Genomic DNA, 13,247 nt, shown 5'->3' with positions numbered 1-13,247 from the left:
AATTCATCGATTATTCCATTTGAATGTTTTATATTGTAATAAGTAGTATCAATATTTTCTGAGAGATAATCGTATGAAAACGAATATGACAAAAAAATACCGTGTGATGGTATCCATCAACCTATCTATACTATTTAAGGAGAAGCAACATGAACAAACAGACGAACAACGCAGAAGTCATTTTTCTTTGTGACCCATCGGAATGCCTGATGCATCCATTTTATAAAAAACAAATTGTCTTTACAGGGGCTCTTTCCACGATGACACGTTCACAGGCTGCAAAAAATGTACAAGCTTTTGGAGGAATAATGCAAGGAGCTGTTACACAGGACACAGATTTCGTCATTCTTGGAGATAAACGTCGTGGTACAAGTACGAAACAATTAAAAGCTGAGCAGTTCATTAGTCACGGACTGGACATCCAAATTATTCCAGAGTCTGATTTTTTGTGGCTCATTTCTATGCACATCGAATAGCCAACACCATCTTTTACGTGGAAATATCTTAATCAAAAATTAATACGTATGAAAAATAATAATTGGGCTATACTAATAAAGATTTCACTTTGTATTCTATATGGCTAGGAGGGTTAACCCGATGAGTACGATTGATCGTTAGCTCTGAAGGACCATCAATACTGAATAAAGCTAAAGTATTGTTTTCTTAGGTAAATCTTAAGATTCAATGCGGAAGCGAGGCAGTGTGTCATGGAGGAATAACTGTAAGTGGTAATCGAACCCGGAATTTATTTTCCGGGTTTTTTATTGTCTTTCTGCAAGGGACATTCGAATTTTCCCAGAGGCTGATTTTTTGTGGCTCATTTCTATGTAAAAGGATAGTCATCACTATCTTTATTAGAACCCATCTCATCGAAAAAGGTATGCAAAACAATTCTGTTTACATACCTTTTCACTTTTTCTATTAACGTAAGAAGTCTACATGCGATTTTTATCTAGATTATCTTTTTGACTAACTTTAATTATCACATGTTTACTCGTTTTCCTAATCGCATATTATTTCACCGCTCAAGTACCCCTTGAGATACTTGAGTTTCAAATATTTGAATCTTTGATGATGTAAATATATTCATTCTTTTAGTCATTCAAACAACATCGATTAGCACAGCTTAAAAATACTAATATTCATGAAAGTTTATTTTTCCCATATCAAGACTGCATCCTCTAACAGCGCCTGCCAAGTACTACGGTCAGGAGTTAAACCATCCATATCGCCATTTACATAATAAATTGCATCAATCTCTTCGCTCTCAGGGAATTCGGAGATAAATTGTTGTTCATTACGTACTGAATTATTCTTAAAATGTTCTCTTGTAGGAGAGTTTGCCATTGTTTTGGTGTACTGTATAAAGCTCACATTCTTTTCCTCGCCATTAATATTCAGTTCTATTGGATGTGTTGCGTTTAGGGCATAATAGCTTAATGCGTAATAATGGGAAACGAGCTTGTCTTGTTGTGTTTCAACCTTGATTAGATCTTCTTTGTAAGGAATGACACTATCATAATGAAATATAAAATGGAATGCGCCAAATAAAAGTGCTGCTGTTAATACAATAGATGTACCTGAAATAATGAGTTTTTTACTTCGCCATTTTCTTTGTATACTTTTTATCGTAGACACTTCTTTTTCTACAGGAATATAGACCACCTGTTTCATCGCTTCGAAATCCTTTTTACAGTTTTCACACTGTTGGAAATGTGCTTCGACTATTTCTTTTGTATCGTCACTGACGACCTCATCAACGTAGAGAGGTAAAAGATCTTGAATGATTGTGCACTTAATGTCTTTCATTATTATTCGCCTCCATATACTCCATAAGTTTCTTTTTTGCTCGGTAAAACGTCACCCTTGCCCAACCTGAGCTTTTTCCAAACAGCTTGCCGATTTTATCGAAGGGTAATTCCCCAAATGTTCGCAGTGAAAAGACCTCTTTATACGGTTCTTCCATTTTGTGAAGAAACTGATGAACAATAAAAGCTTCTTCTTCATTCATCAAATGATCTAAAAGTGTCACACCTATGCTCGTTTCGTCGATAATATCAGATACAATTTCCCATTTCTTTTTCTTGTAGTAAGAGTAATATGTATTTCTACCAATTGTAAAAAGCCAGGCACGAATATCTTTAGAACCATCGAAACTTTCAATCGATTTTAATGCTTTAAAGAAAGCTTCTTGAGTAATTTCTTCAGCGATACTTTCGTTATGTGTTAATGACCTAATATATAAATACACGTCTTGAAAATATGCGTGATAGATTTCCTCAAAATCCATGTCTTTCACCCCTTTCATATATATAACTTCTGAAATCTAATTTTGTTACAAAAAAACTTTAAAAAAATAAAACCGACTAGACATATAACATCTACTCGGTTACAACTTTAATTTATAAAAATCAATCATCGAATAAAGGAGATTTTCAAATTACATACTATTTATATTTTTACGTGAAAAAATTCATTCATCTTTCACCTACAATGATACAACACCTATTAAGGAAAAACCTTCTTAGAAAAAAATATGTAAATGATTATACTTTTCTCATTATTACAGAATGTCGTGTTGCTAAAAAATCTCACTTACTTGTGATAAGGTTCTCCGAAATATATACTAAATTGTATTACTTCTTTTTCTTCGACCATCTTATTAGGATGATTTTTTGATAATATTAATCGCCTCGAATATGTATAAATTTATTAAACTATGCTGCACCGATAGTTAAAGAAAGCAGCTGTCTCAAGTACAACTGCTTTTTTCAACTCTTGCACTCCGTTATTTGAGTATCGTTACTTCTTCAAAAAGCCATATATGACGAGCATTAAACCGACTATGAGAAACAATGGTACATAAAAATTACTGAAAAAAGTATTTACCTCTACGTCTGGTACTTCCCCCGTCATTTCTCCCGAGAAAAATCCCGCCCTAACCAAACTGGTAGACTGCATAGAAAATCCACGATCTATCGAATAAATTAGTCCTGATATAATTATAAGTACGACACCCAAAACCTTATAATTTCACTTTTCCTTCTCCTCATATAATGTCTTCTTTACCTACTCATATATTAACATTATTTTACAAGCATTTCTTATTGCTCTTTAACTAACCTGCACTTCCAGATGGCTTTTAAGCTTGTCTAAAATTAGATGTTTGGCATTGGGTTATGCCAAGGTCTCTCTCAATTTCTAATCTCACCTCTGATTCAGACCATGTTATTTCTCTTTCGTTACCATCGTATTGTTCATTTTTGTGAATAGCGAGATGGCAAGAAGGAGAGCGATACACACAGCACCGAGGCCAAACCAATTTATATACAGAATAGATGCACGGCTGATAACAAACCCACCTAACCCAGATCCTAATGCAAAGCCAAATTGTATGAAGGATGTATTCACACTCAACGCTATATCTGGATTCCGGGGTACCAAAGTGACCAGATATAGTTGTTGGGCAGGAGAGATACTCCAGGTTGCCAACATGAAAATCATGAGCACCACTATCAAGAACAAGACATTGTCATAAGAAAGAGCAAATAAAATGAGCGTTGTTCCTTGTAACAGGAGTCCTAGACAAATTGTAAATGTTGACCCTTTTGTATCTGCCAATTGTCCGCCCATTCTTGAGCCAACAAAGCTACAAACTCCTGAAAGGAATAGCACGCCGCTAATTTCGGCTATGGAAAGTGAGGATGTGGCCTGCAAGTAAGGCGTAATATACGTGTATAGCGTAGAATAGCCACCGATATAAAACAATGTGATAGCCAGGGCTGTCAGAATCCTTGAATCTTTTAAAATGGAGAGCTGCATCCCGAGGGTAACCGCTTCTTCTTCCTTGATTACCGGAACCTTTTGGTGGATAACGAGTAATGGAAAAATGCTAAGTAGACCTATCAAAATAAACAAAACTCTCCAGCCAACAAGCTCACTAAAAAACGTGCCAATCGGAACGCCCAGCACTAGCGAACTGCTGAGCCCCATCAAAATAATGCCGATAGCCCGGCCCCTTCTTTCTTTTTCAACCAGTCGAGTGGCTACTGCCATGGCTACCACCGTAGCGATTCCGCCGCTAGCTCCCTGAACAATTCGTACTAATAATACAGTTTCGTAAGAAGGACTTATAAACATCAGTCCGTTGCTGCCTATAAAAATACCGAGCGTCATCAATAATAGCTTCTTTCGATCTACATTAATCGTTAAGGCGATTAGAATCGGAGCGACAATGGCTGCTGCAAGCGCAAATACAGTTACCAATAGTCCAGCTTTAGAAGTAGATACGCCCAAATCCACGGCAATCATTTCAATGATACCTGTGATAATGTATTCAATGGTTCCTATCAAAAAAACAGACAGTGCCAGAATATAGATAATCGTGTTGTTTTTCAATTCAGATTGTCCCTTCTCCAGTGGGTTAAGTATATTCCCCTGCCAGGTTTTGTTTTCCTTAAATAGTTGTATACAGTTTCCTGGACAAAGAAAAATCTAATGTGCTTTATCCTTCATTCGAGCAAGAATTGCTTGAGACGTTCATCTATCCATTTCGAATCCTGTTCATGCTGTCCGATGCCCGCGCAATGTCCCCAGTTGGATTCAATCGGGCGGAAAATGGCGTTTGGCATGTGTCGGGTTTCATATTCGTTGTCCTGCGGGGGGAAGAACAGGTCTGTGCTTCCAGGCATGACTAGCGCTCTTGCTGTAATGCTGCTTAATGCAAGCTCGAAGTTGCCGTTATAGATCGAGTTCGCGCTAATATCTCCGGTGATGCCGGTACGTAGCATGGTAATCAGATTATTGGCATCAAAACTGAAAAACACTTGATCCCAGTAATCTACGAGATATTCTTCCAGGGTGTGGTAGCCCTCTTGCTGGTAAAGCTGCTCCAGATAATAAGCCTGAGAGAAGCCCCAAGCCGCATAAACACGTCCCATGGTCGCCAATCCAACTTTCGGTTGCTCGTTGTAAAAACCATTCTTCCAGGCAGCATCGGCTTGAAGCGCGGCAATCATTCCCTCGAATACAACCTTTGCATGAGGCCGGGTTTTAGCGGTTCCTCCGAATGGAGCGATGCGCTCGACCATATTGGGATAACTTGCCCCCCACTGAAAGGTCTGAACAGCACCAAGTGACCAACCGACAACAAGCGCGATTTTTGTAATGCCAAATTTCTTCGTCACCAGTTGATGCTGTAGTCGCACATTGTCATAAATAGAAACGTGGGGAAAGTGTGCCTGGTGATAAGGCGGTGGTGTATTGCTTGGTGAAGAGGACAGCCCGTTTCCCAGCATATTGGGGACAATGATAAAATACTTTTCTGGGTCCAGTGCCTTACCAGGTCCAATCAACCATTCGTTATCGGTATGCAGTCCTGCAAACCAGGTAGGATAAACGATCACATTATTTCTAGCCACATTCAACGTACCGTAGGTTTTATACGCCAGTATGGCATTGGGTAGGGTGTCACCGGATTGCAGCTCCACATCCCCCAGTTCATACAGTTCATAATCCTTCATATCAAAATCTCCTCCCTATCATCAAAGACTTATTGTCTTTCTTGTCATAACTTTACGAGGATGCTATTGTTAAGTCAAAGAAACGTTTTCGAATTGAACGTTCATTTTTTTTGAACATAAGGAGGTTTTTCAGTATGGAATTGCGGCAACTCAAAACGTTTCATACCCTTGCTACCACACTCAACTTTACCCGCGCAGCGGAAGTGCAGAACTATGTTCCCTCAACGGTGACTATGCAGATGAAATCATTGGAGGAGGAACTTGGCGTCAAGCTGGTGGACCGACTTGGGAAAAAGGTGGCTCTGACCGATGCGGGTAGAAGTTTTCTGGGCTATGTGGATCACATCTTGTGTGAGCTGGAAGAAGCGCAGCATGCTGTGAAGCAATCTGGCGAAATGACTGGTACACTGACCATAAGTGCGGATGAAACCTTGTGTACATATCGACTTCCGGCTGTGCTACGCCGCTTTCGTTTACGTTATCCGGGGGTTCGGTTGATGTTTCGCCCTCTCAGTAAGCCGAATCTGAAGCAAAGCTTGCGCGAAGGGAGCGCGGACATTATTTTTATGCTAGATGAGATGAAGGGAGAGGCGGGAATCTGTGGGGAAAAGGTGCGTGACGAGCTCTTTTATCTATTAGTCGCACCGGAGCATCCGTTAGCTTCACAGACCGATTTAACGGTTGAGGACTTTAATGGCGAAACCTTCCTGCTGACGGAGCAGGGCTGCTCCTATCGCACGTTTTTTGAACGAAGCCTTTCGCAAAAGGCCGTGGGCAACATTACCGAATTGGAATTTAATAGCGCAGAGGCCATTAAGCAATGTGCAATAATAGGAATGGGCATTGCCATATTGCCTGAAATGGCCGTAGCGGCAGAGCTGAATCGTGGTGAGTTGGTTCCACTGCCGTGGGATTTGACAGCCGTCTCCTTTGCAACCCAAATGTTTTGGCATGAAGAGAAATGGATGTCCCCCGCCATTGAAGCCTTTTTGGACTTAACCCGAGAGACCTTCCTGACCCAGTCGTAAAGAAAAAACTGATTGTCATGGATGTAAATTAAGTGAAAAAGTTGTGCCCCACGAGAAAAAAGCTATGGCAAAAGCACAATTCTTATAAATGGTCATAAATAAAATGACAGATGATGTTGCAATGTAAAGTCTTTGTAATATAAAGTGAAACTGCAATCAGCGGAATTTTCTTCAGCCCCCGCTGATTGTTAGTTGAACCAATCGTGCTACTACCGTCAGTTTTCGTTCTCCACTTTCCACTTGAGGTGGCGTCTTACTGACCGAATACTTTCGCTATCATTACAATTTTCTTATACAATCAGAGCACCAAAAATTAAGTTAAAAAACATTTATGTAAATTACGATTGATAATACAACAAGTATTAACATACTGCTGATTTTACTTTTCTTCCACCTAGTTAACATTGACAAGATTCCGCCTAAAATCATTAACGTAACACCGATTATTTGAATGATGCTTACGGCAAATAACGTTCCTACATGCGTAAGGAAATATCCTATTACGATAAATCCAATTGTAACAATAAAATGGCGGGACCTAAAATCATGCATAGCTGATTTTTTATCGTCAGGATTCATTTTTAAATAACCTCTAACAACCATAAATGTTGGTATGCCCCAAATAATGACAAAAATCACAAGAGACATAGTATCAATTCTCAATAGTCTCACCCCCATTCAGTGTAAATAGTTTATGATTTCCCAGTAAAACTCTGTCCGCTTAGGAACTTCTTTCTATCAGAAAATACTATTAAACGTCATCAAATCCCGAACTTCCTTGATTTGTTTGCCCTCATTATTTCTATCACAGAGCCTAAAGAGATGCTCCCAAAGAAAATTTCTAATAGAATGCTTTCTAACGTGTTTTTCAAAGGTTTATTTGTTCGTTAATTTATTTCATAGTAATACCCCCTTCTTATTTAAAATAATAGGAAGGGGGTATTACTTGCCATACTATTAGCGGATTTTATTTAAAAGACAGACAACATGTATTGAACTATTTGTAAACAGCGAAACATACACCAATTGGCTTACTCGCATAGCCGCTTCCTTTTAATGTATCCCAACCGATAATTGGATCATTCCAAATTTCAAAATTTTTAACTAAATAAATGGGATATGCCTTAATGTTATACGTTTTTCCAGCCGGCACTGCAATTGTATAGTCATCAGTAACCGTAAAATTCTTTGTGACAGTAAAACCTACTGCTGAACTTACCACCTGAGCATCTACTTCAAAATTTGTGGACCATTGGGCAGTGACACCTTCTGAAATAGACATTTTTGCTGTTGATGGTCCCTGATAATAACTTGAGCGAATTAGTTCTTGCCCACATGCTTCTCCTGTATGAGTAATTTTCAAATATAGCGCACGAGGAGCTATAGCTGGCGGTTCTTGTTCTTGTGCTGTATAAGCATACGCAAGACTTACTAACTGTTCACCGTCTTGCTCTAAAGGAATATTTAATTCCTCCGCTGCTCTATCTAAATCTTTCACTTCATAAACGATATTGCCAGAATCGGATGTAATAATTTCTGATTGCTGCTTTTCATAATCTGAGAAATCAGCTACACAGGGCTTAAAACTTTCAACTTCAGTTGTACTAGCATGTGCATTCGTAAGACCAAAGCTACCTAGTACTAAGGACAGTACAGCAATTGATGCAAAAAATTTACTTGTAATTTTATTCATTATATTACCACCTTTCCTATTTATGTTAAATTTTAGCATATATTCTATCTTTAATAAAGCCCTATTTAATAAAATTGATTCGTTCTTCTTTCTTATTCCCTTGTTGATCATTCCACTTTATAATCATATAAATATCACTAAGATCATTTATTGAAATATAGTCACCATTTTTCGAAGGAAGTTCATTCCCTTCTATTGTTCCAATTTTTTTTGTAGCTATATTTACTTGCTCACCAGACAACTGGTGTTTTTGCATTACCTCATCATTATTATTTATTGTTGCGTGGACTTCAAATGAAAAAAAGTCAGAGGAATAATCTGTAGTATTTTTCATAGTTAATGTCCCATTCCCAAATTTAGATGAATGAGGGGTTAATTCGATTTCATACCCACTTAGTTCCCAAGATTCACTTTCTCCCGTAAACACATTAAATAAATTACCTTTAGGACCCTTTGCATTGTCATTTTGATTTTGGCAACCAAAAAGAATTATTGTGAAGATGAACAGTAAGATTCCTATTTTAAACCTTCTTTCATTAAACACGTGAAAACCTCCTAATAAAACCTAAGTTATAATAATGAATGTACCCTTTTCTAATAAAGGTAGTCACATATCCATGAAATTATAACACTTATGTTATATTTAGGTATAAATGTAATTAATTACTTATAAAAATTTTGAAAATAAATCTAGCGATAACAGTTATACAATTTCCAAATGGTATGTACTATAATTTTAAAAAATGATTTTTTATAGCTTGTTTTTGATTGTAATACTGCTCTTTCTATCTTTTTATCAAAGACTGAAGCATTCAGCATGTTGTTATATTTACATCTGTATGTATAGTTGTGCATATTTTGTCAGAGGAAATAAAATTTAAACCACAAGTGAATAAATATCACTTGTGGTTTTTAAATGGTTTACTATAAATTGTAATATCCTAACAAATACTACTACTTTTGCGTTTGCTCACAATTCGCTCTCGTATTTAAGTGATTGGCAATAAGATGGATGCAAGATAATTTTAGAATTCACATATAAACTAAAAAGTTCTCCTGTTGATACGCGTTGGAAGTACTTTTTAGTTAGAAAACCTTAAGCTATATAAATCCACATTGCCCTGACTACGATGCTGGATTTTCTAGTAAAATAGCAATCCCTTGTCCGCCACCGATGCATAAGCTCGCTACGCCGTATTGAACGCCTCGTTTTTGCATCTCTAATGCAAGCGAGTAAGTAATACGCGCACCACTTGCCCCAAGTTCCCGCCGAGCTGCACAGGCATGTTAAAAACGAGCGCAAGCTTATCCACCACCCTATGCTAGCCTTTACCTATAATATTGTTGAAACGATTATAAGATGGGCACCTCTGACATACCCAACATGCAAAAATAGGCAACTCATAACATATTGAGATTGCCTTTTTTGGAATTTACATTTTTTCAGTGCTCGCTAGCCTATTCGGTGAGATTAGATTTCTCTACAAATTATGATTTTAATCCATCAATAAAAGCTTCGATTTCTTGTTGTGTTTTGCGGTCCTTACTAACAAACCGGCCAACTTCATACCCTTTATCGTAAGCAAGAAAACTTGGAATACCATATACATCTAATTCGATACATAGATCGATGAATTGATCGCGGTCAATCTTAACAAAACGATAATCAGCATAATTTTCTTCTATTGCAGGTAGTATAGGATCAATGACACGACAATCTACACACCAATCTGCTGAAAAAACAAATATCGTATGTTCACCCTTTTTTAGTTCTTCAAATTGCTCAATCGATAGTAAATTTTCCACTTAAAAATCTCCTTAATAACTGTTTTTTTTCTAATAATAACATATTCGAATAATGTTATTTTATATTAATCTTGATACTATAGAATTGAAATTATGAAATGTAATTAAAAAGATGGTATTTTCGAACAAATATGTTCTAATACCTTGTAAACAAGTAAGAATAATTTTATCCTTACTTAAAAGGGATGTAATTAAGTTGAATAAAATAAGGAATTGGAAGTGATTAGATGAAGAATAGATTATATAATTCTATATTAGATTTGGTTGGGCATACGCCAATCGTTCGATTAAATCAACTTGTAGACGAAACGTGTGCAGAAGTCCTTGTTAAATTAGAGTATTTTAACCCAAGTGGTAGCGTAAAAGATCGTGCAGCCTATTCTTTAATACAAGAAGCTGAGCGTCAAGGATTAATCGGAAAAGGGGCTACGATTATTGAGCCAACTAGTGGTAATACAGGTATTGGGCTAGCAATGAATGCTGCTGCTAAAGGATATAAAGCGATATTTGTTATGCCTGATAACATGACGCAAGAACGAATATCCATATTAAAGGCCTATGGTGCGCAAGTTATTTTGACTCCTGCTGTCGAAAAAATGCCGGGGGCTGTAAAAAAAGCGCTTGAATTACGTAACCAAATAGAAAACAGTTTTGTTCCGCAACAGTTCGAAAATCCAGCAAATCCAGCGATTCATCGAATTACAACTGCGCCAGAAATTCTAAAACAAACAGCGGGTAGATTAGATGTCTTTGTTGCTACTGCTGGAACAGGCGGTACAATTACTGGAACGGGTGAGGTATTAAAAGAAAAATTGCCTAATCTAGAAGTGATTGTTGTTGAGCCAAAGGGTTCCCCGGTACTCTCAGGCGGACAACCGGGCCAGCATAAACTCGTAGGCACGAGTCCAGGATTCATTCCCCCTATTTTAAATACGGATGTTTATGATGAGATTGTACAAGTAACAGATGAAAATGCATTGCAAACAACGCGTGATTTAGCAAGATTGGAAGGAATTTTAGTGGGGCCTTCTTCAGGGGCAGCAGTATGGACAGCGCTTCAAAAAGCTCGCGAGTTAGGTCCTGGTAAACGAGTTCTTTGTATAGCGCCTGATAATGGAGAACGTTACTTAAGTATGGACGGGTTGTTTGACGTTTCTAAATAAATTAGGGATTTTTCTACTTTTGCGAGGTCTATACTTACTTATATATGATGTTGTCGAACGCCTCCTCTCGACAGAAAGCGTTTTTTCTATGGAATTTATGAAATGTACTAATTATAATAAGTGTTTTCAGGTTAACTTGTTAAGGAGTAATAATCACCAAGTGCGTTTTTTTGAGATAATGAAAGAAATGAATACTATCAACACAACGAAAGAGTGATTGTATTGACTACTGAGCATAAAACTAGCACCTCGCAATTCCGTAATATGCGAATAGCTTATTTAATGGCAATTGTTAGTACTATTTTATTAGGCCTCGCCTCTAGAAAATGGGGTCTCCTGCTTCTGCCATTTGTAGCGCAAAACGCAGGTGACGCACTATGGGCTATGATGGTCTATTTCGGATTTCGATTTTTGCTCGTACGGAAGAGCACTCGCACAGCCATTTGGCTCAGCTTTGTGTTTAGCTTCGGCATTGAATTTAGTCAGTTGTATCAAGGAGACTGGATGAATGAGATTCGCGGGACATTGCTCGGGGCTCTGATACTTGGCAAAGGTTTTCTTGCAGTAGATTTGATTCGCTATACAACAGGGATCGTAATCGCTACTGTCTTAGATAAGGTGGCACTTAACTTCACTCTTCGCAGATAACTAAATCCTATTTTAGATAAACTTATTGAGCAAATGGTTTCTCTTTTCAAAGTAAACAACACCGTTAGTAAAAGAAGCGATTGCTCTATTTGAACAATCGCAGCCCATTAGTTCCATATGAAAATAGTGACTTCTTCAACCTTGCGTTGCCATTTGTATTCGATTTACTGGTATTATTTTTTTAGATTTGATACTTCATCGTTAATCACTTTCTTTATTTCATCATTTCCTACTGCTCCATTATGAAATGTATTAGAATCGCTCCAATAAAGTTGTCTAAATGAAACGCCATTATTAAGTTCAATCTCCAAAAATATACGAGTACCTTCTAACTTATCTTCATCAATTAATGACTGTACATCTTCTAATTGTAATTCATAAAATGCGGCTAGGAACTTATCCTTAGAAGACTGTGAGAATGTATGCAATCTCTTTCCATCTTCGGTGCTTTCAATATAGATATTCTTCACTAACTTATCCATAGGGTAAAGTTCTCCTGCCGTTTTTGCCTTTTTACTTGTGTTGGCTACATATACTACATCATTTGCAGCAACAATTAAGGAAGTTGGATATCCTTTTATTTCATAAATGATTGTTCCTTCGTTTAAAAATGCCGCATCCCCATTTTGCATTTTGTGATTACTACATGCACTGTCAGCCATCTTATATGTCACTTTACCAAGTTCTCTACCTTTTTCAATCGTTATAGGAAGATTTTCTTGCGCTGGCTCTGGAAAATGATGCTCGTATTTTATATCATTAATCATCAGCATATCCACCCATTCAATTTCTGCATCAGGACACCCTTTAAGAAAAGTGAAGTTACTACAAGATGATAGCAACAAAGCGAATACTGAAATAAATATCATATCTTTAATAATTTTCATCCTAACACCTCCTAGTTATTAGACTCTTATCTCAAATATAAGTTACGAAAATTAAGTGAATATTCTGCAATTTAATTCTACTCCATACACGAAACTGCTCTGTTAGCTCAATAAGAAAAGCTGCCTTTGACCTCGGCAGCTGTATCTTAAACTCTTGGCCCACTTGAATAAGCCCTAAAGTGTCCCCTTAAATTTCTCTGGCTTTTTTACATAGCTTTCGATTATAAATCCACATTCAGTACAAATAATGTATACAACATCTGACCCAAAGCTTAACTTATTGTCTGGGTGCATAGCTGCATATCCATTATGTTTACCTTGCCCCAATTCCTTTCCACCGCATTTTGGGCATTCTGTTGCTCTCGTAGATTGGTTCATTTGACAACCTCCCTTTTAGATATATGACGTTAGTAATAGGTAAGCATTTGAAGTTATCTCCAGCTTTTCCCCTACTCCACACGGAACGTGCCAGTTTCCAAGCATTCCGCGTTCCATCTAGC

General features: G+C 37.4%; 14 protein-coding genes and 1 pseudogene. 4 read left to right on the top strand and 11 right to left on the bottom strand.

Annotation, left to right across the window (positions count from 1 at the left end; translation table 11 throughout):
- Nucleotides 1-149: 149 nt before the first annotated feature.
- Nucleotides 150-476, top strand: coding sequence for a BRCT domain-containing protein (locus ACQKII_RS23370; protein WP_427462835.1), 327 nt, complete (start codon nucleotides 150-152; stop codon nucleotides 474-476).
- Nucleotides 477-1,152: 676 nt separating this feature from the next.
- Here the strand turns inward: ACQKII_RS23370 and ACQKII_RS23365 are convergent.
- The 4 genes from ACQKII_RS23365 to ACQKII_RS23350 all read right to left on the bottom strand — a co-directional run bounded on the left by ACQKII_RS23365 (nucleotide 1,153) and on the right by ACQKII_RS23350 (nucleotide 5,522).
- A complete protein-coding gene (locus ACQKII_RS23365) occupies nucleotides 1,153-1,809 on the bottom strand; it encodes a zf-HC2 domain-containing protein (protein ID WP_427462834.1) in 657 nt (218 codons plus the stop codon).
- A complete protein-coding gene (locus tag ACQKII_RS23360; RefSeq protein WP_427462833.1) occupies nucleotides 1,796-2,290 on the bottom strand; it encodes an RNA polymerase sigma factor in 495 nt (164 codons plus the stop codon). Before ACQKII_RS23360 ends, ACQKII_RS23365 begins: the two co-directional genes overlap by 14 nt.
- A 938-nt stretch (nucleotides 2,291-3,228) precedes the next feature.
- Nucleotides 3,229-4,398, bottom strand: coding sequence for an MFS transporter (locus tag ACQKII_RS23355; RefSeq protein ID WP_427462832.1), 1,170 nt, complete (start codon nucleotides 4,396-4,398; stop codon nucleotides 3,229-3,231).
- A gap of 113 nt (nucleotides 4,399-4,511) precedes the next feature.
- The gene (locus tag ACQKII_RS23350; RefSeq protein WP_427462831.1) at nucleotides 4,512-5,522 is read right to left on the bottom strand and encodes an alpha/beta fold hydrolase; all 1,011 of its coding nucleotides are present in this window, start codon (nucleotides 5,520-5,522) and stop codon (nucleotides 4,512-4,514) included.
- A gap of 134 nt (nucleotides 5,523-5,656) precedes the next feature.
- On the opposite strand from ACQKII_RS23350, the gene ACQKII_RS23345 reads away from it, so the two are divergent.
- Nucleotides 5,657-6,550 carry a LysR family transcriptional regulator gene (locus tag ACQKII_RS23345; protein ID WP_427462830.1) on the top strand — a complete coding sequence of 298 codons (894 nt, stop codon included), beginning with the start codon at nucleotides 5,657-5,659 and terminating at the stop codon, nucleotides 6,548-6,550.
- A gap of 318 nt (nucleotides 6,551-6,868) precedes the next feature.
- Here ACQKII_RS23345 and ACQKII_RS23340 read toward each other — a convergent pair whose 3' ends face one another.
- The 5 genes and pseudogenes from ACQKII_RS23340 to ACQKII_RS23320 all read right to left on the bottom strand — a co-directional run bounded on the left by ACQKII_RS23340 (nucleotide 6,869) and on the right by ACQKII_RS23320 (nucleotide 10,049).
- Entirely contained in the window at nucleotides 6,869-7,213 is a 345-nt protein-coding gene (locus tag ACQKII_RS23340) for a hypothetical protein (RefSeq protein ID WP_427462829.1), read from the bottom strand.
- A 334-nt stretch (nucleotides 7,214-7,547) separates the two neighbouring features.
- Nucleotides 7,548-8,243: a hypothetical protein gene (locus ACQKII_RS23335; RefSeq protein WP_427462828.1), complete on the bottom strand. Its 696-nt coding sequence runs from the start codon at nucleotides 8,241-8,243 to the stop codon at nucleotides 7,548-7,550.
- A gap of 61 nt (nucleotides 8,244-8,304) precedes the next feature.
- On the bottom strand, nucleotides 8,305-8,787 hold the full coding sequence (locus ACQKII_RS23330; protein WP_427462827.1) for a hypothetical protein: 483 nt from the start codon (nucleotides 8,785-8,787) through the stop codon (nucleotides 8,305-8,307).
- Between the two features lie 581 nt (nucleotides 8,788-9,368).
- Nucleotides 9,369-9,512: pseudogene (locus tag ACQKII_RS23325) on the bottom strand (acetyl-CoA C-acyltransferase); the annotation flags it as partial.
- A 219-nt stretch (nucleotides 9,513-9,731) separates the two neighbouring features.
- Entirely contained in the window at nucleotides 9,732-10,049 is a 318-nt protein-coding gene (locus tag ACQKII_RS23320) for a thioredoxin family protein (RefSeq protein ID WP_427462826.1), read from the bottom strand.
- 227 nt (nucleotides 10,050-10,276) lie between these two features.
- Here ACQKII_RS23320 and cysK point away from each other — a divergent pair, with 227 nt between their 5' ends.
- Nucleotides 10,277-11,212 carry a cysteine synthase A gene (cysK, locus tag ACQKII_RS23315; protein ID WP_427462825.1) on the top strand — a complete coding sequence of 312 codons (936 nt, stop codon included), beginning with the start codon at nucleotides 10,277-10,279 and terminating at the stop codon, nucleotides 11,210-11,212.
- Nucleotides 11,213-11,425: 213 nt separating this feature from the next.
- The gene (locus tag ACQKII_RS23310; protein ID WP_427462824.1) at nucleotides 11,426-11,860 is read left to right on the top strand and encodes a DUF2809 domain-containing protein; all 435 of its coding nucleotides are present in this window, start codon (nucleotides 11,426-11,428) and stop codon (nucleotides 11,858-11,860) included.
- Between the two features lie 173 nt (nucleotides 11,861-12,033).
- Here ACQKII_RS23310 and ACQKII_RS23305 read toward each other — a convergent pair whose 3' ends face one another.
- On the bottom strand, nucleotides 12,034-12,747 hold the full coding sequence (locus ACQKII_RS23305; protein WP_427462823.1) for a hypothetical protein: 714 nt from the start codon (nucleotides 12,745-12,747) through the stop codon (nucleotides 12,034-12,036).
- Between the two features lie 174 nt (nucleotides 12,748-12,921).
- On the bottom strand, nucleotides 12,922-13,125 hold the full coding sequence (locus ACQKII_RS23300) for a transcription initiation factor TFIIIB (protein WP_427462822.1): 204 nt from the start codon (nucleotides 13,123-13,125) through the stop codon (nucleotides 12,922-12,924).
- Nucleotides 13,126-13,247: the final 122 nt, after the last annotated feature.

Origin of the sequence: Lysinibacillus sp. NPDC048646, from assembly GCF_050272295.1 — a bacterium.
Classification (GTDB): domain Bacteria; phylum Bacillota; class Bacilli; order Bacillales_A; family Planococcaceae; genus Lysinibacillus.
This window is presented reverse-complemented; position numbering and strand designations above follow the sequence as displayed.

Coding starts and splice junctions, on each gene's coding strand:
- ACQKII_RS23370 (WP_427462835.1), top strand. CDS start 150: ATGAACAAACAGACGAACAACGCAGAAGTCATTTTTCTTTGTGACCCA.
- ACQKII_RS23365 (WP_427462834.1), bottom strand. CDS start 1,809: ATGAAAGACATTAAGTGCACAATCATTCAAGATCTTTTACCTCTCTAC.
- ACQKII_RS23360 (WP_427462833.1), bottom strand. CDS start 2,290: ATGGATTTTGAGGAAATCTATCACGCATATTTTCAAGACGTGTATTTA.
- ACQKII_RS23350 (WP_427462831.1), bottom strand. CDS start 5,522: ATGAAGGATTATGAACTGTATGAACTGGGGGATGTGGAGCTGCAATCC.
- ACQKII_RS23345 (WP_427462830.1), top strand. CDS start 5,657: ATGGAATTGCGGCAACTCAAAACGTTTCATACCCTTGCTACCACACTC.
- ACQKII_RS23335 (WP_427462828.1), bottom strand. CDS start 8,243: ATGAATAAAATTACAAGTAAATTTTTTGCATCAATTGCTGTACTGTCC.
- cysK (WP_427462825.1), top strand. CDS start 10,277: ATGAAGAATAGATTATATAATTCTATATTAGATTTGGTTGGGCATACG.
- ACQKII_RS23305 (WP_427462823.1), bottom strand. CDS start 12,747: ATGAAAATTATTAAAGATATGATATTTATTTCAGTATTCGCTTTGTTG.
- ACQKII_RS23300 (WP_427462822.1), bottom strand. CDS start 13,125: ATGAACCAATCTACGAGAGCAACAGAATGCCCAAAATGCGGTGGAAAG.